Source organism: Martinezella sp. CNPSo 3732 (assembly GCF_057784515.1).
The window spans coordinates 30522-54620 of sequence record NZ_JBXSOO010000011.1; the positions used below are offsets into that span (position 1 = coordinate 30522).

24 protein-coding genes and 1 tRNA gene are annotated in these 24099 nt (G+C 60.1%); 16 read left to right on the forward strand and 9 right to left on the reverse strand.

The window, feature by feature from the left end; all coding sequences use genetic code 11:
- The first annotated feature begins 1 nt into the window (after window position 1).
- A complete protein-coding gene (locus tag AC13RM_RS18385) occupies window positions 2-1333 on the forward strand; it encodes a class I SAM-dependent methyltransferase (RefSeq protein WP_374819678.1) in 1332 nt (443 codons plus the stop codon).
- On the opposite strand, the gene AC13RM_RS18390 is transcribed toward AC13RM_RS18385, so the two are convergent.
- The gene (locus AC13RM_RS18390; protein ID WP_488555385.1) at window positions 1274-2125 is read right to left on the reverse strand and encodes a MipA/OmpV family protein; all 852 of its coding nucleotides are present in this window, start codon (window positions 2123-2125) and stop codon (window positions 1274-1276) included. The genes AC13RM_RS18385 and AC13RM_RS18390 overlap by 60 nt on opposite strands.
- A 380-nt stretch (window positions 2126-2505) precedes the next feature.
- Between AC13RM_RS18390 and AC13RM_RS18395 the strand changes: the two genes are divergently transcribed.
- Complete coding sequence (locus AC13RM_RS18395) at window positions 2506-3252, forward strand: phosphatase PAP2 family protein (protein ID WP_488555386.1); 747 nt, start codon at window positions 2506-2508, stop codon at window positions 3250-3252.
- Between the two features lie 21 nt (window positions 3253-3273).
- On the opposite strand, the gene AC13RM_RS18400 is transcribed toward AC13RM_RS18395, so the two are convergent.
- Both AC13RM_RS18400 and AC13RM_RS18405 read right to left on the reverse strand, forming a co-directional pair.
- Complete coding sequence (locus AC13RM_RS18400; RefSeq protein ID WP_113231443.1) at window positions 3274-3915, reverse strand: DUF1007 family protein; 642 nt, start codon at window positions 3913-3915, stop codon at window positions 3274-3276.
- A 199-nt stretch (window positions 3916-4114) separates the two neighbouring features.
- Window positions 4115-4189, reverse strand: a tRNA-Gly gene (locus AC13RM_RS18405).
- A gap of 245 nt (window positions 4190-4434) precedes the next feature.
- On the opposite strand from AC13RM_RS18405, the gene AC13RM_RS18410 reads away from it, so the two are divergent.
- From AC13RM_RS18410 to AC13RM_RS18425, 4 genes are all read left to right on the forward strand, one after another.
- On the forward strand, window positions 4435-4944 hold the full coding sequence (locus AC13RM_RS18410) for a prolyl-tRNA synthetase associated domain-containing protein (protein ID WP_113231444.1): 510 nt from the start codon (window positions 4435-4437) through the stop codon (window positions 4942-4944).
- A 159-nt stretch (window positions 4945-5103) separates the two neighbouring features.
- Window positions 5104-6078: a thioredoxin gene (gene trxA / locus AC13RM_RS18415; RefSeq protein WP_488555387.1), complete on the forward strand. Its 975-nt coding sequence runs from the start codon at window positions 5104-5106 to the stop codon at window positions 6076-6078.
- Window positions 6079-6329: 251 nt separating this feature from the next.
- Complete coding sequence (locus AC13RM_RS18420; RefSeq protein ID WP_488555426.1) at window positions 6330-6989, forward strand: LON peptidase substrate-binding domain-containing protein; 660 nt, start codon at window positions 6330-6332, stop codon at window positions 6987-6989.
- Between the two features lie 10 nt (window positions 6990-6999).
- Window positions 7000-7188 (forward strand): Trm112 family protein, encoded by a 189-nt coding sequence (locus tag AC13RM_RS18425; protein WP_095433038.1) that lies wholly within the window; start codon window positions 7000-7002, stop codon window positions 7186-7188.
- Between the two features lie 178 nt (window positions 7189-7366).
- Here the strand turns inward: AC13RM_RS18425 and AC13RM_RS18430 are convergent, their stop codons facing one another.
- Complete coding sequence (locus AC13RM_RS18430; RefSeq protein ID WP_374819472.1) at window positions 7367-7759, reverse strand: winged helix-turn-helix transcriptional regulator; 393 nt, start codon at window positions 7757-7759, stop codon at window positions 7367-7369.
- 81 nt (window positions 7760-7840) lie between these two features.
- Between AC13RM_RS18430 and AC13RM_RS18435 the strand changes: the two genes are divergently transcribed.
- The gene (locus AC13RM_RS18435) at window positions 7841-8572 is read left to right on the forward strand and encodes an SDR family NAD(P)-dependent oxidoreductase (protein ID WP_488555388.1); all 732 of its coding nucleotides are present in this window, start codon (window positions 7841-7843) and stop codon (window positions 8570-8572) included.
- Between the two features lie 167 nt (window positions 8573-8739).
- Here the strand turns inward: AC13RM_RS18435 and AC13RM_RS18440 are convergent, their stop codons facing one another.
- Window positions 8740-9705, reverse strand: a complete 966-nt coding sequence (locus tag AC13RM_RS18440) for an NmrA family NAD(P)-binding protein (RefSeq protein ID WP_488555389.1) — start codon at window positions 9703-9705, stop codon at window positions 8740-8742.
- A 74-nt stretch (window positions 9706-9779) separates the two neighbouring features.
- Between AC13RM_RS18440 and AC13RM_RS18445 the strand changes: the two genes are divergently transcribed.
- A complete protein-coding gene (locus AC13RM_RS18445) occupies window positions 9780-10613 on the forward strand; it encodes an AraC family transcriptional regulator (protein ID WP_488555390.1) in 834 nt (277 codons plus the stop codon).
- 169 nt (window positions 10614-10782) lie between these two features.
- On the opposite strand, the gene AC13RM_RS18450 is transcribed toward AC13RM_RS18445, so the two are convergent.
- Entirely contained in the window at window positions 10783-11997 is a 1215-nt protein-coding gene (locus AC13RM_RS18450; protein ID WP_488555391.1) for a ubiquinone biosynthesis hydroxylase, read from the reverse strand.
- 83 nt (window positions 11998-12080) lie between these two features.
- Between AC13RM_RS18450 and tesB the strand changes: the two genes are divergently transcribed.
- From tesB to AC13RM_RS18480, 6 genes are all read left to right on the forward strand, one after another.
- A complete protein-coding gene (gene tesB, locus AC13RM_RS18455; RefSeq protein ID WP_488555392.1) occupies window positions 12081-12965 on the forward strand; it encodes an acyl-CoA thioesterase II in 885 nt (294 codons plus the stop codon).
- Window positions 12966-13178: 213 nt separating this feature from the next.
- Entirely contained in the window at window positions 13179-13529 is a 351-nt protein-coding gene (locus AC13RM_RS18460) for a P-II family nitrogen regulator (protein WP_015341499.1), read from the forward strand.
- Window positions 13530-13556: 27 nt separating this feature from the next.
- A complete protein-coding gene (locus tag AC13RM_RS18465; protein ID WP_488555393.1) occupies window positions 13557-14924 on the forward strand; it encodes an ammonium transporter in 1368 nt (455 codons plus the stop codon).
- Window positions 14925-15198: 274 nt separating this feature from the next.
- On the forward strand, window positions 15199-17871 hold the full coding sequence (locus AC13RM_RS18470) for an FtsK/SpoIIIE family DNA translocase (RefSeq protein WP_440478523.1): 2673 nt from the start codon (window positions 15199-15201) through the stop codon (window positions 17869-17871).
- A gap of 136 nt (window positions 17872-18007) precedes the next feature.
- Window positions 18008-18676, forward strand: a complete 669-nt coding sequence (locus AC13RM_RS18475; protein WP_167078092.1) for an outer-membrane lipoprotein carrier protein LolA — start codon at window positions 18008-18010, stop codon at window positions 18674-18676.
- A 193-nt stretch (window positions 18677-18869) separates the two neighbouring features.
- Entirely contained in the window at window positions 18870-19673 is an 804-nt protein-coding gene (locus AC13RM_RS18480; RefSeq protein WP_167078094.1) for an exodeoxyribonuclease III, read from the forward strand.
- Between the two features lie 16 nt (window positions 19674-19689).
- Here the strand turns inward: AC13RM_RS18480 and AC13RM_RS18485 are convergent, their stop codons facing one another.
- Together AC13RM_RS18485 and AC13RM_RS18490 are read right to left on the reverse strand one after the other, a co-directional pair.
- Window positions 19690-20145, reverse strand: a complete 456-nt coding sequence (locus tag AC13RM_RS18485; RefSeq protein WP_167078096.1) for a cyclic nucleotide-binding domain-containing protein — start codon at window positions 20143-20145, stop codon at window positions 19690-19692.
- 7 nt (window positions 20146-20152) lie between these two features.
- A complete protein-coding gene (locus AC13RM_RS18490) occupies window positions 20153-20836 on the reverse strand; it encodes a response regulator transcription factor (protein ID WP_004125729.1) in 684 nt (227 codons plus the stop codon).
- A gap of 148 nt (window positions 20837-20984) precedes the next feature.
- Here AC13RM_RS18490 and AC13RM_RS18495 point away from each other — a divergent pair, with 148 nt between their 5' ends.
- Both AC13RM_RS18495 and AC13RM_RS18500 read left to right on the forward strand, forming a co-directional pair.
- Window positions 20985-21533, forward strand: coding sequence for a L,D-transpeptidase family protein (locus AC13RM_RS18495; protein ID WP_167078098.1), 549 nt, complete (start codon window positions 20985-20987; stop codon window positions 21531-21533).
- 145 nt (window positions 21534-21678) lie between these two features.
- A complete protein-coding gene (locus AC13RM_RS18500) occupies window positions 21679-22509 on the forward strand; it encodes an aldo/keto reductase (protein WP_488555394.1) in 831 nt (276 codons plus the stop codon).
- A 63-nt stretch (window positions 22510-22572) separates the two neighbouring features.
- Here AC13RM_RS18500 and AC13RM_RS18505 read toward each other — a convergent pair whose 3' ends face one another.
- A complete protein-coding gene (locus AC13RM_RS18505) occupies window positions 22573-24018 on the reverse strand; it encodes an MFS transporter (protein WP_167078100.1) in 1446 nt (481 codons plus the stop codon).
- Window positions 24019-24099 lie beyond the last annotated feature (81 nt).

Genomic DNA, 24099 nt, shown 5'->3' on the forward strand with positions numbered 1-24099 from the left:
TATGCAAGCTGACAACCGCCCGAAGGGCAAAACCCCCGCCATTTTCTCCAGCTTTGTCGACTGGTGTCTGAAACGCGGACTTTCTTCCATCGTCACGCGCGGCGCGCTGACCGTGACGACGGCAAGCGGCCGAGTGCTGGCCTTTGGCGACGGCACCGGTGAGCCGGTTCATGTCCGCTTCACCGATGACCGTGCCGAATGGGCATTGCTGATCGATGCCGACAAGCGGCTTGGCGAACTCTTCATGGATGGCCGCTTCATCGTCGAGCAGGGCACACTCTACGACTTCGTGGCGATGATGCTGAGGGAGGGGCAGAACAGCACCCATCCCCTTATTGCCCGCATCATCGATCACCTCAGGACGAAGCTGCGGATCTTCCGCCACCGCAATCTGCCTGGGCGCTCGAAGGCGAATGTCGCGCATCATTACGATCTCGACGGCCGGCTCTACGAGCTCTTCCTCGATCCGGACCGGCAATATTCCTGCGCCTATTTCGAGCATGCGGACCAATCGCTCGATGACGCACAGCTTGCCAAGAAACGCCATCTCGCCGCCAAGCTGCTGATCGAGCCCAACAACAGCATTCTCGACATCGGCTGCGGCTGGGGCGGCCTGGCGCTGCATGTGGCGGAGCAGGCGCCGGGCGGCTATGTACTCGGCGTCACCCTGTCGGAGGAGCAGCATGAGTATGCTTCGAAGCGTGTCGCGGACAAAGCCGGGGGAACGCCGGCCGAGGTTCAGTTCGCACTGAGGGACTATCGCAGCCTGACCGGCCGCTTCGACAGGATCGTCTCCGTCGGCATGTTCGAGCATGTCGGGCTCGCGTCCTATCGCACCTTCTTCCGCAAGTGCGCTGAATTGCTGGAGGATGACGGCATCATGGTGCTGCACACCATCGGCTGTTCGGCGACCCCCGGCTTCACGACGCCGTGGCTCGACAAATATATCTTTCCGGGCGGCTATATTCCGGCGCTGTCCGAAATCGTGCCGGAGATCGAAGCGGCGGGGCTTGCCATCACCGATATCGAGGTGCTGCGGCTGCATTATGCCAAGACGCTCGAGGCGTGGCGGGAACGTTTCATGGCGCGCTGGGACGATGCCGCCAAGCTTTACGACGAACGCTTTTGCCGGATGTGGGAGTATTATCTTTCGACGGCGGAGGCAGCCTTCCGCTACGAGGATCTTGTCGTCTTTCAGATCCAGATCGCCAAGCGAAATGACATCATTCCGCTGACGCGCAATTATATTGCCGAGAATGAAGCGAAGAGCGCTTCAAAACTTGACGTTGAAGGTTCTATTCAGCGTGAAGCCAATGATGTTCTGGTCGGGTGAGCCGAAGCGCGAGGTGATCGGGCTGTCGGCCGCATCCCCCACCAGACGGTTATATTTTCCGTAGACCTGCACGCTCCATTCCGGCGAGATCGTGTAGGTGGCAGCCACGGTGAAGCCGACCGATTTCACGCCTGCACCGGCATCGAAGGCATTGATATGACCATGTCTGGCAGCTTCACTCTCCGAGATGCCGAAGTTGGTGCGCATATAGACTGAATTTGCCATCGACAGGCGAGGGCCGGCAGACAGCAGCCATTTGTCTCCGAGCGGCTGGAACCAGTCGAGGGCGAAATCACCGACCAAACCATCGCCACCCCAAAGCGACTGGCGTATTTCCGTGCGGAACCGGAGCCGATTGTCCATCAGCCAATATTGGGCAAAGCCGCCCGCATCGAAATTCCAGCGTACTCTGCGCTGGCTTTGCAGGTGCAGGTCGTTGATGTCGAAGCGGTCGTCCCGCAGCCCCACAACCGGGCCGATTTCGACGCCGCCGAGATCGAAGAGCTGATAATCGAAATTATCGTCCGGCGCGCTGTATTCCTGGGTCTCACCCAAACGATGGATGTCGAAAGACGGCAGGGCGCCGAAGGTATAATGCTTCGATCCCTCATAGCTTGGGCCGTATTCCACCGTCGCACCAAGCGTAACGACCCAAGTATCGGATGAGGATTTAGGGGTGTCGTCCGCTGCTCTGGATGAGGCGGGAAACATACCGGCTATGGACGCTGCCAGCAGCCCCGTTCCGGCCAGCACAGACAGCCGGGCGGAAAAAGATGTCCCAACATTTAACACTCTGAAAACACCTGATGCCTGATCGCCCCTGCAGCTCTAGTAGCACAGCTCGCGGCTTGAAAAACAGTAGAAAGTTTGAAAGCAGGCATGGCGCGTGACCACCAGCCTGAACGCTTCTGTATTGCTAACGCCCCCATGGACCATCCTTCAGCAGAATGCGAAGCAGGCCACTCCTGTCGTGGCTGCCGCAGCGCCTGCGACAATTCCCGCCAAGATAGAGAGGTTTTATTTCACGAACCTGAAGCGTATGCGGCGCCGGAGATATCGTTCCGGCTTGATCGGTTGGAAGCTGCGCGTTTTGTTCCTAGATAGGCTTTGTCCGATACCGGGTTTCGACTGTGGACGTACGATATGAGAGCACGCAAGACAGGGTTCAGCGCATGAAGGATCGGCCATTCGGCACATCGGGTATCCCTGGATGGTTGAACCGCTACGAGCCTTTGCTGCTTGTGATGTTTGCCGTGCTTTCGGGCGGAATTCTTCTTTTCATCTATCTCACAGGCGAGGTCCTCGAAGGCAGCACGAAGGGGTTCGACGAGGCGATATTGCTGGCGCTTCGCCAGCCCGCGAACCTTTCCGTGCCGATTGGGCCGGGTTGGCTGACCCATGCCGTCAGGGACATCACGAGCCTCGGGGGCACGACCGTGCTGGCGCTGATGACCGCTTTGGTGACGATCTATTTGCTGCTGGACCGCCAGCGGGCGATCGCCATTTTCATCCTCGCTTCGGTCCTGGGCGGATGGGCATTGAGCACGGCCTTGAAGGTCGGCGTCGCGCGGGCGCGGCCGGATATCGTGCCGCATCTGGTCGAGGTTCACGATCTGAGCTTTCCGAGCGGCCATGCGATGGTGTCGGCCGTGACCTATCTGACCCTTGCCGCGCTGATCTCGGGCACGCGGACCTATCGCTCGACGCGGGTCTTCACCGTCACGGCAGGCATCCTGCTGACATTGATAATTGGTGCGAGCCGGGTCTATCTCGGCGTCCATTACCCCACAGACGTCCTCGGCGGCTGGTGTGCCGGCGCGACCTGGGCGCTCGCCTGTTGGATCATCGCCCGCCGCTACATATCGCCTAAGGCAAGCGACAAGAGGTCTGCCGAAGACGATGGTCCGCCTTTCAAATGAGGGACGGTGTCCCTTGCAGGATCAGCATTGGACTTCGAGCCGTGTCGCCACCAGCAGCGAGTAGTCCGTACCCTTGGGGTCGCTGAAGAACATACTTGTCAGCGCTGCCTGGTTTTCCGCCATGACTTCCTTGGGGTTGGGCCTGATGACCTTGCGCTTGCAGCGGCCGAAGGCCGGCCCCGACGTGCTCAAATCGTTGTCGGTGGCGAAATCGACCGCCGTGTAGAGCGTCTTGTCGTAGATGCCGAAGATGGTGGTGCCCTTGAGGAAGGTCTTCTGCTCCGGCTTCAGCGAAAAGGTCAGCGTCAGCGAACCATCCTTGTAGTCCGCCTGGATCGCATCCGGCTTGGCCATCGGCACCGCTTTGCCGTTGCTGGTGACGTTCGTGTAGTAACCATATTGCGCCAGCGAATCCCTGACCGTCTTTCCCACGGCTTTGAGCTCGCTCGCGCTCAAAGCCTGGTCGCCGCTCTTGCCGTAATCCATGAGCACGGAGGAGGTGAACACCTCGTCGAAGCTCCAGACGTTGCGCAGCTCGCTGATGGAGCCATCGGGCGCCGAGACGACCTCGAATTTGGCGTCGATGAAGATATGCGGATGGGCAAATGCGGGAACGGGTAGAAGCGATAGCATCGCAATCAGCAGGGAAATCTTTGTTTTCATGCGAGCAATACCGCGTTCCGTCCGTTTATCCGATGCGCAGATCTGAACGTCAAATGGGACTGATTTGAGACCCAGCGCGAGTAGGCAAGGCATAGATGCAAGGGAAGGAAACAGGAATACGGAGACTTGCCTTTTTCGGCAGAATACCAGCCTCGGCCTGAGCCGTGACTTCTTCTATTCGGAGAAAGACTTGGAAAACTGGAGCGGGCGAAGGGATTCGAACCCTCGACCCCAACCTTGGCAAGGTTGTGCTCTACCCCTGAGCTACACCCGCTCATTCCCGTCGCGATCCGGGGTAGTGTGTTGGACCGCTGGGCATCGTCTTGCGGCGACGGGCGCTATATGGCCTAACCATTTTTCAAATGCAACAGGGAAATGACGAGTTCGCGAAGAAAAATTGCATCTTCGTTTCGCGAGCCATCGGAAAGCCCGGAAACGCCGGGCTTTGTCGTCTCGAAGATTGCAATGAAATTGTCGGCAACGTATCAGGGGGCGAACCATTCTTGATTGCGAGACGTCATGACCGAGACCAGCCCGAAAACCCGCGATGATCTTTTCCGATTCCTAGACGGGCTCGGCATTGCCCATACGACCAAGGATCATGCTCCAGTCTTCACTGTTGCCGAATCGGTGTCGCTACGCGACGAGATTCCGGGCGGCCATACGAAGAACCTCTTCGTAAAGGACAAGAAGGACAATTTCTTCCTGCTGACCGTCGAGGAAAACGCGACGGTCGATCTGAAGACCGTGCACACGCTGATCGGTGCGGCCAGCAAGGTCTCTTTCGGCAAGCCGGAAAAGCTGATGGAATATCTCGGCGTCATCCCGGGCTCTGTCACGGCATTCGGTGCGATCAACGACGCGGGCAAGAATGTTACCTTCGTGCTCGATGCCGAGCTGATGGCGCATGACATCGTCAATTGCCATCCCTTGTCGAACGACGCGACGACGTCGATTGCCAGCGGCGATCTCCTGCGCTTCATGGAAGCGACGGGTCATACGCCGCTAGTCTTGAAAGTGACGAGCTAACGTACGATTTTAGCGCTAAGATTATAGCGGTCGGCTTCTCTTCGGATTGTCCGGTCGCTTTGGCCACTTCATGGAGCGTGCTGGCAGGCGAACCTCATCGTCTCGTCTGGAGATCATGCTTCTCACAAAATCAAGGATGCCGTCAGGCGGGAGACACTCATGAGCGGTTCGAACAATCCCTATAACGCTTCCTTCGGCGGTCAGATGTCGGCCTCGGCATCCTACGGTGCCACGCCCGCTGCCGGCGGCGCTTCGCCGATCAAGGACACGACGACAGCGACCTTCGCCAAGGACGTTATCGAGGAATCGCGCAACCAGCCGGTGCTGGTCGATTTCTGGGCGCCCTGGTGCGGCCCGTGCAAACAGCTGACGCCGGTGCTCGAAAAAGTCGTCAACGAGGCACAGGGCCGCGTGAAGCTGGTCAAGATGAATATCGACGATCATCCCTCGATTGCCGGCCAGCTCGGCATCCAGTCGATTCCAGCCGTCATCGCCTTCGTAGACGGCCGTCCGGCCGATGGCTTCATGGGTGCAGTTCCGGAAAGTCAGGTTCGCCAGTTCATCGATCGCCTCGGCGGCCCGGCGGGCGGCGCCGACGATCAGGCAGCCGAGATTGCTGCCGTTCTGGAAGAGGCGAGCGGCCTGCTTGCCGCCGGTGATGTCAATGGTGCCGCCGAACTCTTCGGCGCGGTGCTACAGGCGGACCCGGAAAATGCCAAGGCGCTCGCCGGCATGGCGGAATGCATGATCGCCGCCGGCCAGAGCCAGCGCGCCCGCGAGGCGCTTGCCGATCTGCCAGAGACCCTTGCCAACGATGCGGGCATCCAGGCGGTGGTGAAGAAGCTCGACCAGATCGACGAAGCCCGCAAGCTCGGCGATCCCGTGGCGATTGAACGCGAACTGGCCGCCAACCCCGATAATCACGAGCAGCGCATCAAGCTCGCCAAGATCCGTAACGTCGAAGGCAAGCGGGAAGAGGCCGCCGATCATCTTCTGGCCGTTATGCGCAAGGACCGCAGCTACGACGATGACGGCGCGCGCCGCCAGCTGCTGGAGTTCTTTGAGGTATGGGGTGCCAAGGACCCCGCCACGATCGCGGCACGGCGCAGGCTTTCCTCGATTCTGTTTTCGTAACAGGCCAGTTGTCCCAAGGGCATGGCGATCGCGCGGAACCTTCCGGGCGATCGCTTGTTAGACGGTCACCCTCGGTATCCGACAAACGGCCCCATCGGCGTTTTCATGGAAAATGCTCTTGTGTTTTCAGCAGACGGGCTCACATTGTCGGTGACGCGGCGCGAAAAGGGGCGATGACCGCGATGTGTGTCGTTCCTGCGCGGCTCACTGCGGCGTGCAGCGCGTCGCGACGATCTAGCGGGATGGAAAAGATGCAAGTCGGCAATGCGAGATATCTGAAGCCGGGCGATCTGCCCGAATCGGTGGTCGTCTTTCCCTTATCCGGCGCGCTGCTGCTGCCCGGGGCGCAACTGCCGCTCAATGTCTTCGAGCCGCGCTATCTCGCCATGTTCGATGCGGCGATCGCCGGAAATCGTTTGATCGGCATGATCCAGCCGGCGCTGGGAGAGCCGCCGGAATCATCCAATCTGGCGCATGTCGGCTGCCTCGGGCGCATTACCTCCATCTCGGAGACTGGCGATGGTCGTTATATCGCCGCGCTGACGGGCATATGCCGTTTCCGGCTGATGGATGAAATCACCGCCCACCAGCCCTATCGCACATTCCGCATCACCCCCTTCATCTCCGACCTGAAATCCCATCATGAGGAAGGCACGGTCGATCGCCCGGCACTGCTTTCGGCTTTCCGTGCCTATCTGGAGGCCAACAAGCTGGAAGCGGATTGGGAAAGCGTCGAGCGGGCCGACAACATGATGCTGGTCAATTCGCTATCGATCATGGCGCCCTTCGATCCGGCCGAGAAGCAGGCCCTTCTCGAAGCGCCCGACCTGAAGACCCGCGCAGAAACCTTCATCGCCATCGTCAAGATCGTGCTCGCCGGCTCCGGCGACACCGATTCCCTGCTGCAATAGGAATTTTCGCATGGACGTCACGGTCAGCAAGGTGGACCCGAAACTGCTCGATCTGCTCGTCTGCCCGCTGACCAAGGGGCGGCTGAGCTACGACCGGGAAAAGAACGAGCTGATCTCGGAAAACGCGCGCCTCGCCTATCCGATCCGCGACGGCATTCCGATCATGCTGATTTCGGAAGCAAGGCGTATCGAGGATTGAGGCTGGTTTCTTTCGGGATTGTAGAGTAGAGGCCGGCCGTTCCTCTCAGGATCGGTGGAATGGTGACTTGCGCCTTCATGTTGGTCGTGGAGGTCGTCATTGCCGAGCCTGGAAGCTGACATAGTCCCGCGGCGCTCGTCATGTCCCCTGCGCGCCAGAAGCGGTCATAGCGATATTGTCAGCGGCGATTTCCCATCTTGTCATAGCGTCGGGTGGCCGCCTCGACCTTGTCGCCGTTGGCCGCTGCCCATGCACATAGTGCTTCAAACGGCTCCCGCAGTGAATGGCCTAGGGGGGTAATGGCATATTCCACGCCAATCGGCTGCGTTGGGAGTACGGTTCTCGTCACAAGACCGTTCCGCTCAAGCCTCTTCAAAGCGTCGGCCAGAGCCTTGTGCGTGATCCCATGGAGACGCCGCTTGATCTCGTTGAAGCGCGAGGGTCTGGGACAGATCACTGTCAGTATCAGGATCGTCCATTTATCAGCGATCTTGTCGAGCACCGGGCGAACCTGCGCCATGTCGGCACAGGCGCGATGAGAAAGTGCTTCCAGGTCAGTATACTCGTCCATATCTAGGCTACTTCAGGTGCGTAATTGATATCAGATATATGACGTATATCATGACGAGACCATCAATTGAAAGGATTTACGATGGCTCGAATGAGTAACAAGGTTGCCCTGGTCGTCGGCGGCGCCAAGGGTATAGGCTTGGCGATCGCAGAGCGGCTTTCTGCCGAAGGGGCGAAGGTCTTCATTACCAGTCGTAGAAGTGAAGATGCCGAGAAGGCGGCCACGGGTATCGGCCATGACGCGGTCGGCATTGCCGCCGATGCCAGTGTGCCCGAAGACATGGTGGAGACTGTCGAAAAAGTGCGAAAAGCATGTGGCCGTATTGATGCGCTCGTATTGAATGCAGGCCTCTCCGAGCCTGCGCAGATCGCAGACATAACGCCGGACCACTTCGACCGCCACTTCGGCGTCAACGTCCGCGGGATGGTTTTTGGCCTGCAGGCAGCGCTCCCTGCGATGACAGGAGGTGGGTCGGTCGTCCTCGTCGGATCCATCGCGGATAATGCGGGCTACTCTTCGTACGGAACCTATGCCGCCACCAAAGCAGCTGTCCGTTCCTATGCCCGAACCTGGACGGCAGAACTCGCGCCCAAAGGGGTACGCGTCAACGTTGTTGCGCCCGGTCCAACGGATACGGAAATGATGGCTGCGGTTCCGGAAGACATGCGTGCAGCGCTTGTCGCTCCGATCCCGATGGGGCGAATGGCGCGACCTTCGGAAGTGGCCGCGGCCGCCTTGTTCTTGTTGAGCGATGACGCGAGCTACGTCGCCGGTGCCGAACTGTGCGTCGACGGCGGCTTGCGGCAGGTCTAACAGAAGCCAAACCCAGGGGCAGCTTCGCGCCTTCATTTCGGACAGCGGACGGTTCGCGAGACCGCCTGGAAGCTGCCGTTCCCCTGGTCGTATCGCCTCGTCAGCGCCGGCTATAGGTCGACGCCAGGGATACTGCAGGCAGCCGGAATGAGCTGCCTGCGGAGGGGCTAGTCCTTCGCGCACCACAGAGCAAAGGTTTCCCGGTCGTCTTCCAGAGGCGCCGGGTTTGCCAGGTAGCTTGGCTTCCAAACGTCGTGGATGAACGCTTCCATCGTCGTCGGCAGTTGCGGGCGATCCTCATGCTGCCCGTGGAACTTGACGAGGCCGCTGTTCAGGGCTTCAGTCGTAAGTATGTCGTAATTCCATCTTTCCGGCGTTCCGAACCGCCCGATGAATTCGGCTTTCACCTCTTCGCGCTTCGTGTCGATGTAGCGATAGTCGACCGGCTTGCCGATCTGAGCGCTGATGATCGCGGCCAGGTCATTCATGGAGATGTCCTCAGAACCCACCTCAAGGTTGACCCGGTGTCTGCCGCTTGGATTGGTCAGTTCCCCGGCAGCCAGCCAGGCGATGTCATCGATTGCCACCCATGGCATCTTCAGATCCGGCAAGCAGGACCACGCAATGCGGCCATATCTGGCAACCGGCCTGATCCACTGAACCGTATCTTCCATGAACCAGGCGCCACGCAGGTGAACCAGATCGATCGAGCCCAGTTCATTGAGCTTGGTGTCGAGATGGTGGAAGCCCTTGAAATGGCCGGTCTTCGCGTTGACCTCGGACCCCATGGCGGTCAGGCTCACGGCCAGCTTGACGTCGGACTTTTCAAGCGCATCGACAAAACGCTGAGCCACGACGGGATAGTGACCCTCGAAGTCGTTCCAGTCTGTCTTGATCTTGTTCCAGTCTGTCTTGACCATCAGAAACGCGGCATCGACATCACGGAAAAATGCGTGGAGATCACCCGTCCCCTCATCAAAGCTTCCGATGAACGGCTCTGCGCCAAGCGAAACCAGCTCTTCCAGCGCCGGGCCACCTCTGGATAGGGCCCTTACCTGATGCCCGGCGCCCAAAAGGGTTCGGGTAAGCTTGCGCCCAATTCGTCCCGTTGCACCAACGACAGCAATTCTCATAACACACTCCGTTCCATGATTGATCACTGAACGGTAGCCCATTGCAGGTCCGGCGAATTTGGAGATAATGCCACATGATCTCTAAATCAGGCCAATCTTCCGAAGCATTGCTGGATTGTTATGCTGAATGCGATCCCGATAGTCTGGATCGCACGGCATTCGCCGTGCGTCTTGACTTCAGCCAGTACAAGGCCGAAGTGCCTCTGCACCAGCATCGCCAGGGACAGCTTGTCATGGCCTTGCACGGCGCCGTCACCTGCAGGACGGAGAACGCCCTGTGGATTGTTCCACCGAATTGCGGCGTGTGGATACCGGGGAGCATTCTTCACAGCAACCAGGCTACGTCCAACGCCCATCTCTCCTACCTGTTCGTCGAGCCCGGCGCTGCGGCGCTGCCTATGGAGTGCTGCACGCTTTCTGTCTCGCCGATGCTACGTGAGATGATCCTGCGCCTGGCAGATGTGCCGGTCGATTTTGCCGGGAATGAACGTATTGAGCGCCTGGTCAGGGTCATGCTGGACGAACTAGTGCAGATGCCGATAGAGGCGCTGTCGCTGCCCGCATCCCATCATCCCAAGATCAACGCTATCACCGCTGCCTTGACGGATGACCCAAGCGATCGCCGCACACTTGCCGACTGGGCGGCACATGTCGCCATGAGCGAGCGATCCCTCAAGCGGCTGATGGTCGAGGAAACCGGACTGACATTCGGCCGGTGGCGGCGCCAGTTGCATCTCGTCATCGCCTTGCGCGAACTGGCTAGCGGCGCGTCGGTGCAGAGGGTCTCCAGCGATCTCGGCTACGAGTCCCCGACCGCCTTCATCGTGATGTTCAAGAAGGCGCTCGGCACCACGCCCGCGCGCTATTTCTCAAGCCAATCTGCCGACCGGTCGCCGCGCTTCAACTGAAGACGACATGAGGTGAGATCCAGCGCTGCGTCAAACGATTGCTATGCGTTCAGGTTCGGAATTCTCTCCGGTTCGATTTGTCTTTCTGACATCCAATAGCGGACTTTCCGCTTCGCGGTTCCTTCGGCAGACATCTGCGGCGAATTACACTTCTTCCAATTTCCCGCGCTTAAATCGCCTCACCAGCCAGCAGCCGCGGATTGTGCTTTGCCGTGGTACCGGCTGCCTGGCCGATGAAGAAGGATTTGAGGCTGGGCAGGCGGTCGACGATCCCCAACCCGAAGTCGCGGGCGATGCGCAAGGGCGTGCTGTCATTGGAAAACAGCCGGTTCAGCACGTCGGTCGTCACCCCCATGCGGAAAGTGTCGAAGCGGCGCCAGGTCTGGTAGCGTTCGAGGGTGTTGATCGAGCCGATGTCGAGGCCGAGGCGGTCGGCCTCGACGATGGTTTCGGCAAGGGCCGCCACATCCTTGAAGCCGAGATTGAGCCCCTGGCCGGAGATCGGATGGATGCCGTGGGCGGCATCGCCGGCAAGGGCAAAGCGCGGCGCAACGAAAGCGCGGGCAAGCGTCAGGCCGAGCGGGAAGGCACGGTGGTCGCCGATGGTGGTGAGCGCGCCGAGCTTGTGGCCGAAGCGGCGCTCCAGCTCCTCTTCGAACAAGAGATCGTCGGAAGCGACGAGCCGTTCGGCGTCGGAGGTGCGTTCCGTCCAGACGAGCGAGGAGCGGTTGTTCTTCAAGGGCAGGATGGCGAAGGGGCCGGAGGGCAGGAAATGCTCCTCGGCGCAGCCGCCGTGCGGCCGCTCGTGCTCGACCGTGACGACGATGCCGGACTGGCCGTAATCCCACTTGACCGTCTTGATGCCAGCCATGTCGCGCAGCTTCGAGTGTACGCCGTCGCAGGCGACCAGAAGCCGCGTTTCCAGGGTGCTGCCATCCGAGAGGGTGAGCGTGGTCTTGTTGTCGTCGGTTATGAATCCGGTGGCACTGAGGCCATGCTTGATCGTAATGCCCAAGCGTTCGCAGGCGCCGCGAAGTGCCCCGACCATGGTGAGGTTCGGCACCATATGGGCGAAAGGCTGACCCTCGGCCACTTCGCCGTCAAAGGTGAGGAAGACCGGACGGACGGGATCGCCCGTGCGCGAATCGGTGACGATCATGCGCGTGATCGGCTCGGCCTCCGGTGCGATCTCATTCCAGACACCGAGAACATCAAGCATCTTCGAGGCGGCCGCGATGATTGCCGACGCCCGCATGTCTTTCTTCCAGGCGGTTTCAGGAGCGGCTTCCACGATCATGACATCGAGGTGAGGTGCGGCCTGCTTGACTGCGACCGCTGCGGCAAGACCCACATATCCGCCACCCACTACCAGCATGTCCAACATAGTGCTTCCCTGTGTCTTACTGTCACGTCCTGCTCTATATAGAGCATCCTGTTCGTGGTTCCTACCATTGGAGTTCAAGCAAAATGTCGCGAGAGACCGAGAAGCCCACCCCGATGGAAACCGTGCTGGCGACGCTCGATCTCGAAACGATCGAGATGAACCTGTTTCGCGGCAATAGCCCGCAGGTTGGCTGGCAGCGCGTCTTCGGCGGTCAAGTCGTCGGCCAGGCGCTAATGGCAGCGCAGCGAACCGTCAATGGCGATCGCTTCGCGCATTCGCTGCACGCCTATTTCATGCTGCCAGGCGACCCTTCGGTGCCCATCCTCTATCAGGTCGATCGGCTGCGTGACGGCTCCAGCTTCAATACGCGGCGCGTGCTGGCCATCCAGCATGGCAAGGCGATCTTTGCGCTGACGGCGTCCTTCCAGGTCGACGAGCCCGGCTTCGATCATCAGGGCGACATGCCCGACGTGCCGATGCCGGAGGATCTGATGGACGAGGAGCAGGTCAAGCAGCGCTACCTCGCCCATGCGCCGGAGAATGTCCGCCGCTACTGGGAGCGCAAGCGGGCGATCGAAATCAGGCCGGTGTCGATCGAAAGCTATTTCTCGCGCGCACAGCCGAGCCAGCGGCAGAACATCTGGGTTCGGGTGACGGGACCGGTGCCGGATGACCGGCTCTATCAGAACGCCGTGCTTGCCTATCTCTCCGACATGACGCTGCTTGATGTTTCCCTGAATGCGCATGGTACATCGGTACTGGACCCGAGCGTCCAGGTGGCGAGCCTCGACCACGCCATGTGGTTCCATCGGCCCTTCAAGCTCGATGACTGGCTGCTCTACAGCCAGGAAAGCCCCAGCGCCTCCGGCGCGCGCGGATTTACCCGCGGCAGCCTGTTTACGAGATCCGGTGTCCTGATTGCGTCGGTGGCGCAGGAAGGCCTGATTCGTAAAAAGGCAAATGATTAAATAAGCGGCAAATTTATAAATTTGCACTTTATTTGTGCGGCTCTCGTGACGAGAAATGCTGCTTTATTGGGTCTGTGCAATAAATCTGTTTTATTTCAATACGTTATAAATGTGTCACGAATCTGGCACGTCCTTTGAATGTGTATGGCCAGTCGCTGCAGAAACATTCGTCGGCGGCAAGGAGAGTCGGCTCCGCGCCGAGGCTAACAAAGGATGGGAAACCAGATGAAAATTGTGATGGCCATTATCAAGCCGTTCAAGCTCGATGAGGTCCGTGAGGCCCTCACGGCTGTCGGCATCCAGGGCCTGACTGTGACCGAAGTGAAGGGTTACGGGCGCCAGAAGGGGCATACCGAGATCTATCGCGGCACCGAATATGCCGTCAGCTTCCTGCCGAAGCTGAAGATCGAGGTCGCAGTCGCATCCGAAACCGTCGACAAGGCCGTCGAGGCCATCGCGTCGGCCGCCAAGACCGGCCAGATCGGCGACGGCAAGATCTTCGTCTATTCCATTGACCATGCCGTGCGTATCCGTACGGGCGAAACCGATTCAGAAGCGCTGTAAGACACGGCGGACCAGGGAGTTATTTGCATGTCATTTTCCAAGCTTTCCTCCGCCTTGACACGGGTGGGTGCGCTTTCTGCGGCCTTGCTTGCGCCGGCGATCGCTTTTGCGCAGGAGACCGCTCCGGCTGCAGCCGCTGCGACCGCCGCCGCGCCGGTTCCGGACAAGGGCGACACCGCCTTCATGTTCATCTCCACCATTCTCGTGCTGTTCATGCTCGTGCCGGGTCTTGCACTGTTCTATGGCGGTCTCGTCCGCGCCAAGAACATGCTCTCGGTTCTGATGCAGTGCACGATGATCGGCGCGGTTGTAATGATCCTCTGGGTTCTCTACGGCTATTCCTTCGCCTTCGGCGGCGGTTCGAGCCCTTACTGGGGCGGCACGGCGAAGATGTTCCTCTCGGGCGTTTCGGCCTCGACGACGGCATCGACCTTCACCAAGGGCGTGGTCATCCCTGAATTCATCTTCATGCTGTTCCAGATGACCTTTGCCGCCATCACGCCGGCGCTCATCATCGGTGCCTTTGCCGAGCGCATCAAGTTTGGCGCGGCCGTGCTCTTTTGCGCGCTGTGGGCGACCTTCGTCTACTTCCCGATCGCTCATATGGTCTGGGATTCCAACGGCATGCTCTTCAAGATGGGCGCACTCGACTTCGCCGGCGGCACCGTCGTTCACATCAATGCCGGTATTGCAGGCATCGTCGGCGCCATTCTCGTCGGCAAGCGCGTCGGCTTCGGCAAGGACATGATGGCTCCGCACTCCATGACGCTCACCATGGTCGGCGCTTCGATGCTCTGGGTCGGCTGGTTCGGCTTCAATGCCGGTTCCAACCTCGAAGCTTCCGGCGGCGCGATGCTCGCAACCGTCAACACCTTCGTCGCAACGGCAGCCGCTATCATTTCCTGGTCGCTGGTCGAAACCTTCACCCGCGGCAAGGCGTCCATGCTCGGCGGCGCTTCGGGCATGGTTGCCGGTCTCGTCGCCATCACGCCTGCAGCCGGCATCGCCGGTCCGATGGGCGCGATCGTCATGGGCTTGATCGTCTCGCCGCTCTGCTACTTCTTCGTCTCGGTCGTGAAGAACAAGTTCGGCTACGACGATACGGCTGACGTCTTCGGCGTACACTGCATCGGCGGTATCTTCGGCGCCATTGCAACCGGCATCTTCGCCAGTGCCTCGCTCGGCGGCGTCGGCTATGCCGATGGCGTCACGATGAGCAGCCAGGTCGTCGTCCAGCTGACCGCCGTCGTCACGACAATCCTGTGGTGCGGTATCGGCTCTGCGATCCTCTACAAGGTCGTCGACGTCATCATCGGCCTGCGCGTCGCTCCGGAAGCCGAACGCGAAGGTCTCGACCTCGCTTCGCACGGCGAAGCCGCCTACCACAATTCCTGATTGGAGCTTGCGAAACCGGAGCAAAGTTTCCGGTTTCGCTGAACATCCCGTCGCGTCCTGTTTCATCGTAAATAGGTCGCTCTTGGCCCGGACCTCGGTTCGGGCCCTTTTCGTTTTTGCACAGCCATTTTTCTTCGGACGACAGGCGATTCGTGAGGTCGGCGTGCATGGTTAACATGCCATTAACCCTCCTCTGATTAGGTATGGCTAACCTGCCGGCGAGTGGGCATAGACCGATTCGCTTGCGCTTTGGACTGGAACGGGGCTGGATATCATGGGCAGAAGCAATTCGGCGGCGTTGAGCGGTCGCCCCGACCGTTTATCGCTTTCGAGCGTGGTTTGGCGTCAGATCAAGGGGCTGTCGGGCTTTGCAATATTGTTCCTGCTGGCGCTCGCCGTTGCGGCGCTGGCGACCTGGAACGTCATGGACCCCAGCTACTCCTACGCAACTGCCAATGCGCCGACCAACCTGCTCGGCTTTCCCGGCGCCGCCTTTGCCGACGTCATGATGCAGTCGCTCGGCCTAACCTCGCTTCTGGCCATGCTGCCCGTCGTCGCCTGGGCCTTTGCTTTGATCACCAACCGCAAGCTTCATCGGGTACCCTCGCGCCTCGGCGCCTGGTTCGGCGGCTGCATCGTCGCAGCCGGCTCCATCGCCTGCTTTCCCGCCCCGCCGACCTGGCCGATCCCCAACGGCATCGGCGGTGTCGTCGGTGATCTGCTGCTACGCCTTCCGGCCCTTTTCATCGGCACCTATCCGAGCGGTGTCGTCGCCATCATCATCGGTTCGGTTCTCGCCGTGCCGGCCATTTGGCTCATGCTCTTTGCCTCCGGCGTCATTGGCGAAAATTTCGTGGAAGACGAGGAGGATGAGGACGACTACGAGGAAACCCGCAGCCGCGCCCGTAGGGTGGGCGACGTGGACGAGGATGACGACCGCGGCAGCTTCCTTGGCAATTTCATGGCCTTCGGCGCCGTCATGCACGCCTGGTACAACACGCAGGCTCGCCTGCGCCGGCTGTTCGGCATGGGTCCACGCAAGCGCCGCGACCATGCCTTCGACGCGCCTTACGATTTCAATGATGACGAATTCGGCACGCTGAACGAGCCCGTGCGCGCCAAGGCGCCGATGGTACGTGGTGACCGTCTCGATCCGTCCATGGATGGCCCCGCCGCCCGGCGCGTCGTTTCCGCGCCCTCGATCAGCCTCGGCGATGACGAGGATGAGGACGAGGATTCCCTTTATGATCGCGATCCGCGGCGTCCTGCCGATATCCTGCCTGACGATGAGGATGAAGATTGGCCATTGGCCCCGGCTGCATCGAAGGGAGCCGCCGCCGGCCATCGCGTCACCCCGGCCGCTCCGCGCCCGAAGCCTGGAGCGCGGGCAGAGCGGGAGGCGCAGACTTCCTTCATTCGTCCCTATGGCTTCCAGCTTCCCGCCGTCCATCTGCTTGCCGAGCCGAAGGCCGTCGCCCGCGATGCAACGCTCTCGGCTGACGCGCTGGAGCAGAATGCGCGCATGCTCGAAGGCGTGCTGGAGGATTTCGGCGTCAAGGGCGAGATCATCCATGTTCGCCCCGGTCCGGTCGTCACGCTCTATGAGCTGGAGCCGGCACCCGGCATCAAGTCGTCCCGCGTCATCGGCCTTGCCGATGATATCGCCCGCTCGATGAGCGCGATCGCCGCGCGCGTCGCCGTCGTGCCCGGCCGCAACGCGATCGGCATCGAGCTGCCGAACTCGACGCGCGAGACGGTCTATCTGCGCGAGCTCATCGCCAGCCGCGATTTCGAGACCTCCAAGGCGAAGCTTGCCATGTCGCTCGGCAAGACGATCGGCGGCGAGCCCGTGATTGCCGATCTCGCCAAGATGCCGCATCTGCTCGTCGCCGGCACCACCGGTTCGGGTAAATCCGTTGCGATCAACACCATGATCCTGTCGCTGCTCTACCGCATGACGCCGGAGCAATGCCGCCTGATCATGATCGATCCAAAGATGCTCGAACTCTCCGTCTATGACGGCATTCCGCATCTGCTCTCGCCCGTCGTCACGGATCCGAAAAAGGCTGTGGTTGCGCTCAAATGGACCGTCCGTGAGATGGAAGAGCGCTACAAGAAAATGTCGAAGATCGGCGTGCGCAACATCGATGGCTTCAACAGCCGCGTCGAACAGGCCGTCGCCAAGGGTGAGGCGATCAGCCGAACCGTGCAGACCGGCTTCGACCGGCAGACTGGCGAGGCGATCTACGAGACGGAAGAATTCGACCTGAAGCCCATGCCTTATATCGTCGTTATCATCGACGAAATGGCCGACCTGATGATGGTCGCCGGCAAGGATATCGAGGGCGCCGTGCAGCGCCTGGCGCAGATGGCGCGTGCGGCTGGTATCCATGTCATCATGGCAACGCAGCGCCCGTCCGTCGATGTCATCACCGGCACGATCAAGGCGAACTTCCCGACCCGCATTTCCTTCCAGGTGACGTCGAAGATCGACAGCCGCACGATCCTCGGCGAGCAGGGAGCCGAACAACTCCTCGGCATGGGCGACATGCTCTATATGGCCGGCGGCGGGCGCATCCAGCGCGTGCACGGTCCCTTCGTCTCCGATGGCGAAGTGGAGGATATCGTCGCTTATCTCAAGACGCAGGGCGCGCCGCAATATCTCGATGCCATCACCGCCGATGATGACGAGGATGATGACGGCCACGGTCCGGTCGGTACCTCCAATCTTTCCGATTCGGAGGATCCCTACGATCAGGCGGTTGCGATCGTGCTGCGCGACGGCAAGGCCTCGACCTCCTATATCCAGCGCCGTCTCGGCATCGGCTACAACCGTGCCGCGTCGCTGATCGAGCGCATGGAGCAGGAGGGACTGATCGGCCCGGCCAACCACGCCGGCAAGCGCGAAATTCTCGTTCCGACCGAAGCCGACATTCTGGATCGTTGAGGCGATCCGTCTTCCGGTACTGCGTATCCAGCCTATGTTCAGCGAAATTTGATCGCGGTCCACAACCGGCCCTGGGCCGTTGCGCCATGAAGACGCCGATTTTGCGCGCCATGGACGAAGCATGAAGGAGAATTCGATGACAAAGTTTGATGCGCAGCCGTCCAGCCGACTTTCCCTGACCCGCCGGCATTTCCTCGGCGCCGTGGTTGCGGTCGGTGCGGCAGGCGCTCTGCCACTATCGGCTTTCGCGCAGGCTCAAGCACCGGCGCAAGCCGCCGCAGCTACCCTCAATCCCGGCATCGCCCAGGCCATTGCTGACCACTTCTCGTCCATCAAGTCGATGAAGGGCGGTTTTCTGCAGATCGGCCCGCGCGGCGATCAGATGAGCGGCGCCTTCTTCATCCAGCGGCCCGGCAAGATGCGTTTCAATTATGATCCACCGTCGCGCATGCGCGTGATCTGCGACGGTAACAACGTGCAGGTCATCAACGACCAGACGCAGACGCGAAACATGTATCAGCTGTCGAAGACGCCGCTCAGCCTGCTGCTGGCCAACAAGATCGACCTCTCAGCCGACATGGTGCGCAATGTCGATTCGCAGCCGGATCTGACCAAGATCACGCTCGGCAACCGCACCGTCTTCGGCGATTCCACCATCACGATGATTTTCGATTCGAAAAGCTACGACCTGCGCCAATGGACCGTCATCGATCCGCAGGGCAAGACGACCGACGTCATCATCAACAATGTGAAGACGAACGTCGCCTTCGACGACAGCGTTTTCCGCATCGATTATACGCGCTGAACATCGTTCCAGCCCTTGTAGCGGAGAAGCGCCGAAAGGCGCTTTTCTTTCCGCCACAGCCGGTCTAAAGCCTTAGCCTGACTGGAGCGTTTAAAGGAATCGCTGAGCCGCTCCATCTGTCTGTTTTGATGCAATTCCGGACGCGAAATCGCTGCGCACTTTTCCTGGATTTGCTCTAAGGGAAGGTTTGGGCATGGGATTTTCGATTGCGACCTGGAATATCAATTCGGTGCGGCTGCGCATGCCCATCGTCGAGCAATTCGTCTTGCGGGCCCGGCCGGATATTCTCTGCCTGCAGGAAACCAAGGTTCCGAACGAGCTCTTTCCTCATGCGCCGCTCCGCGCGCTTGGTTATGAGCACATCATCATTCATGGCCAGAAGGGTTATCATGGCGTCGCCATCGCCTCGCGTTTCCCGCTGACCGAGGACCATCGCCAGGATTATTGCAATGTCGGCGACAGCAGACATATCTCGGCCATCTTCGAGCGCGGCGGTCGCCGTATTCGCCTGCATAACTTCTATGTGCCGGCCGGCGGCGACGAGCCAGATCGCACGATCAATCCGAAATTCGGCCACAAGCTCGATTTCATCGAGGAGATGAAGAAGCTGCATGCCAATGCCGAGCAAAACACCTCCGCCATCCTCGTCGGCGATCTCAATATCGCTCCGCTCGAGCACGACGTCTGGTCGCACAAGCAGCTCCTAAAGATCGTCAGCCATACGCCTGTGGAGACCGAAGGGCTGCTCGATGTGATGAAGCGTGGCGCCTGGCTCGACCTGATGCGCCAGCAGGTGCCGGAAAACGAAAAGCTCTATACATGGTGGAGCTATCGCGCCAAGGATTGGGAGGCTGCCGACCGCGGCCGTCGCCTCGACCATATCTGGTCGTCATCCGATCTCGGCCCGCATCTGCAGCGCATCGAGATTCTGAAGGCGGCGCGGGGCTGGGACCGTCCGTCCGACCACGTGCCGGTCGTGGCGCATTTCAATCTCTAAAAGGGATTGCTTGCTGTCAGGAAAAGCGGCCGAGCATTGCTGCCGCTTGCCTGGCCAGAGCGGCGAAGTTTTCGCGGATCCGGTTCTGGATCAGCAGGCCGGCGTCTGGATATTCTTCGATCAAGCGGTGAAAGAGGGCGCGCGTGATGCGGATCACGTCGGATTCTTCGGCGGCGACAGCCGTATATTTCCGCTCCACCAACGTTACCATCGCCAGTTCCGAAAGCATGGTGCCTGCCTGGACCACCGCTTCCACCTGCTTCTGGCCGTCGGTATCGATGGTGCTGAGCTCGAAACTGCCGCGCGTGATGACATAGGCGCATTCGGCCGGCGATTTTTCCCGGAACAGCGTCTGGCCCTCGTTCACATGGCGGCGATCGGCGCCGAAGGCGATCAGCCGCAACGGCTCGTCGCCCATGCCGTGAAACAGCGGCAGTTGCGACAGCAGTCGAATATCGTCGTTCAGCGCCATCGATCGCCTACGGAATAATCTTGTAGCCGCCGTTTTCCGTGACCAGGATTTCGGCGTTGGAGGGATCGCGCTCGATCTTCTGGCGAAGGCGGTAGACATGCGTTTCGAGCGTATGGGTGGTCACGCCGGAGTTATAGCCCCAGACTTCTTCGAGAAGGATATCGCGAGTGACGACCTTCTGGTCGGCGCGATAGAGATAGCGGATGATGGCAGCTTCCTTTTCCGTCAGGCGAATCTTCTGCCCGTCTTCAGTGGTCAAAAGCTTCTGGCTCGGCTTGAAGAGGTAGCGTCCTACTGTGAAGGTCGCATCCTCGCTCTGCTCGTGCTGGCGCAGCTGCGCGCGAATGCGGGCGAGCAGTACGGCGAAGCGGAAGGGCTTCGTCACATAGTCGTTCGCGCCGGCTTCGAGGCCGAGGATGGTGTCGGAATCCGTGTCATGCCCTGTCAGCATGATGATCGGCGGCTTGAAGCCGTTCTTGCGCAGCAGCTTCACGGCCTCACGGCCGTCCATATCGGGCAGGCCGACATCCATGATGAGGAGATCGACGGGCACGGTGCGCGCCGTCTGCACGCCCTTTCCGGCAGTCACTTCCTGCAGGACGTTGAATTCCTCGTAAAGCGATAATTGCTCGACCAACATTTCACGCAGGTCGTTGTCATCGTCCACCAGGAGAATGGTGCGTGCGGTCATGCCGTTCGGATCCTCGTTCTAATCCCACTAAAGTCCTACGCCAAATTGCATTTTTAGCAAGTCGCGACGCGGCTCAGGCTTGGTCGTTTGGTTGAAACTGCTATGATTTCAAATGAAATCACGCGCAAAGCAAAAACATGTGAGGAAAATGCAAAAGACAAGGGTGGGGGCCAGGCGGACCGCTTCGACGATCGTCGTGCGTGCTCAGCCGGGTAAGAAAACGCGGGCGCTGGTGCAGGTGGGGGGCATGACGGTACCGGCGGCGATCGGCCGATCCGGACGCAGCATATTCAAGTGCGAAGGGGACGGCGCGACACCCATCGCGGACATGAAGTTGCTTTACGGCTTCACACGCGGCGATCGGGTCCGCTTTCTGCGGACGGCCTTGCCGATGCGGCACATCCGGAAGGATATGCTCTGGTGCGACCAACCCGACGATCCCAATTACAACAGGCTGGTGAAGGCGCCTTTCAGGCCGAGCCATGAGGAATTGCGGCGAGGCGACGGCCTCTACGACGTCTGCCTGGTGCTCGACTGGAATGTGAGCTCTCGCAGGCGCAACCGCGGCTCGGCGATCTTCTTTCACCTGATCAGGCCGGGATATGAGCCGACGGCCGGGTGTGTTGCCGTGAGCCTGCGCGACATGAAGCGCATTCTGCCATCGCTGCGAAGAGGTACGACCGTACGGGTTGTCTGAAAGGTCGCCCGGGGTTAACATCCCAATATTTTCCACTATATGGGATTTCGACCGGTGCGCCTTTGCGGACCAGACCGGCCCCTTTTCTTTTAGAATTTAAATCACGCCTTCACTCCACCCGCTTCTCATCCTTTGGAGACTTATCGTGACCACGCAACCGACAATCACGTTCAATGACGGTAATTCCATTCCGCAGGTCGGCCTCGGTGTCTGGCAGACGCCGGAAAACGTCGCGCCGATGGCCGTCAGCACGGCTTTGAAAGCCGGCTATCGCCATATCGATACCGCAGCCATCTATGCCAACGAAGATGGCGTCGGCGAAGGCGTGCGCCAGTCCGGCGTTGCCCGCAAGGATATCTATCTCACAACCAAGCTCTGGAACGAGGCACAGGGCTTCGATTCCACGCTGAAGGCCTTCGACGAAAGCCTGAAACGGCTCGGCACCGACTATATCGACCTCTACCTCATCCACTGGCCGTCGCCGCATCGCAACCGCTATCTCGACACGTGGAAGGCCTTCGTCCGTCTCAAGGAGGAAGGCCGCGCCCGTTCGATCGGCGTTTCCAATTTTGCCGCCGCGCATCTCGAACGTATCATCGGCGAGACCGGCGTGACGCCTGTGCTGAACCAGATCGAGCTGCACCCGACCTTCCAGCAGAAGGAACTGCGTGCCGTTCACGACAAACTCGGCATCAAGACCGAATCCTGGAGCCCGCTCGGCCAGGGCAAGCTTCTGACCAACGCCGCCATCGGCAAGGTCGCCGCCAAGCATGGCCGCACGCCAGCGCAGGTCATCATCCGCTGGCATATCGATAACGGCCTGATCGTCATTCCCAAATCGGTGACGCCGAGCCGCATCGAGGAAAACCTCAACGTTTTCGATTTCAAGCTCGACAGCGACGATCTGGCCGAGATCGCCAAGCTCGATTCGGCTGGCGGCCGGATTGGCCCGGATCCGCTGACGGCAAGTTTCTGATTTCGCAATTGCGCTTTCAAGAGGCCGGATGCGAATGCTTCCGGCCTTTTTGTTATGAGCCGATTATAGCGCTTCCTCTGAAAGAGGTGCGCGCTTCGCATAAGCAGAGCCGGCAAGTGCTATAGCCAAAGTCCCGACGATCAGCAGAGCGGCCACCGCAAAGGTGGTCTGCATTCCGCTCGCCACCGCTTCCGGATGCGCTGCCGTGATGTCGATGACGCCGGAGGCGAATGTGAAGATCGCACCCATGACGGCGGCGCCTGTGATCAGGCCTAGATTTCGCGACAGGCTCAACATACCGGAAATCACGCCACGTTGCTCCGCCTTTATGTCCTTCATGATGGTGGTATTGTTGGATGCCTGAAAGAGCGCATAGTTTGCCGTCACGATAACCAGCGGACCGATGTAGCCGGCGGCTCCGAATCTGCCTTGCAGCGCTGCTATCAGGAACAGGCCGATGATCATACCCACAAGACCCGTCATGGTTATGCGATGGGCGCCGAAGCGATCGACGATGCGGCCGGCCGGCACGCCCGTTAGCGCTGACACCAGCGGGCCGGAGGACATGATGGCGCCGACATGGGCGGCGTCGAAGCCGAGAGCACGGGAGAGATAGAAGGGTCCGACCACCAGCGTTGCCATGATGACGGTGGAAACAAGGGTGCTCATGGCAAGGCCTGCACTTAGCGATGCATCACGGAACATCGAAAGGCGCAACAACGGCGCCTCCACCTTCGTTTCAGTGACCGCAAAGAGAACGATGCCGAAAGCTGCCGTCAACAGCAGACCGATATTCACCGCACCGAATCTGCCGTGCCCAAGGGTCATGGCCAGCGCATAGGCAGCGAGTGTCAGGGACAACAACAGGGTGCCGATCGTATCCAGCCGGGCCTTGCTCGCCTTCCGATCCTGACGATCCGTCGGCAGGAAGCGGGCGGCGAGCAGGAAATTCGCGATCCCGAGCGGTACATTGACGAGGAAGATGGTCTCCCAGCCGAAGCTGGCGATCAAGATGCCACCAAGCGATGGGCCGAGCGTGGTGCCGATCGCGGACATGGTGCCGAGCAAGCCCATGGCGCTGCCCGTCCGCTCTTTCGGCACGGTTTCGCCGACCATCGCCATCGTCAGCGCCATCATCATGGCGGCGCCGAGACCTTGCAAACCTCTGGCGGCGAGCAATAGCCAGAGTGTCGGCGCAATGCCGCAAAAAAGCGAGGCGAGGGTGAAAAGGCTTATGCCGATCAGTAGCAGGCGCCGCCGGCCGAAAATGTCGCCCAGCCGCCCGACGCTCACGATCAGTGTGGTGATGGCGAGCAGATAGGCAAGCACGATCCACTGTACCTGCTGGAAAGAGGCGCCGAATGCCTGGGTGAGCGTCGGCAGCCCGACATTGGCAATGCTGGTATCGAGCGAAGGCATCAGCATGGAGAGCGATAGGCTGACAAGGGCCCAGCGGGTCGAGGATGCTGATTTTGTGTGGCGGGGATCCTCGATGATTGGTTGCAACATGAGCTCCATTTCTGGTGGCCGTCTATAAAGTCTCGGCAGAAAGGTAGCTCTCTACGTGATATGGCGGAACGCGCAGCATTT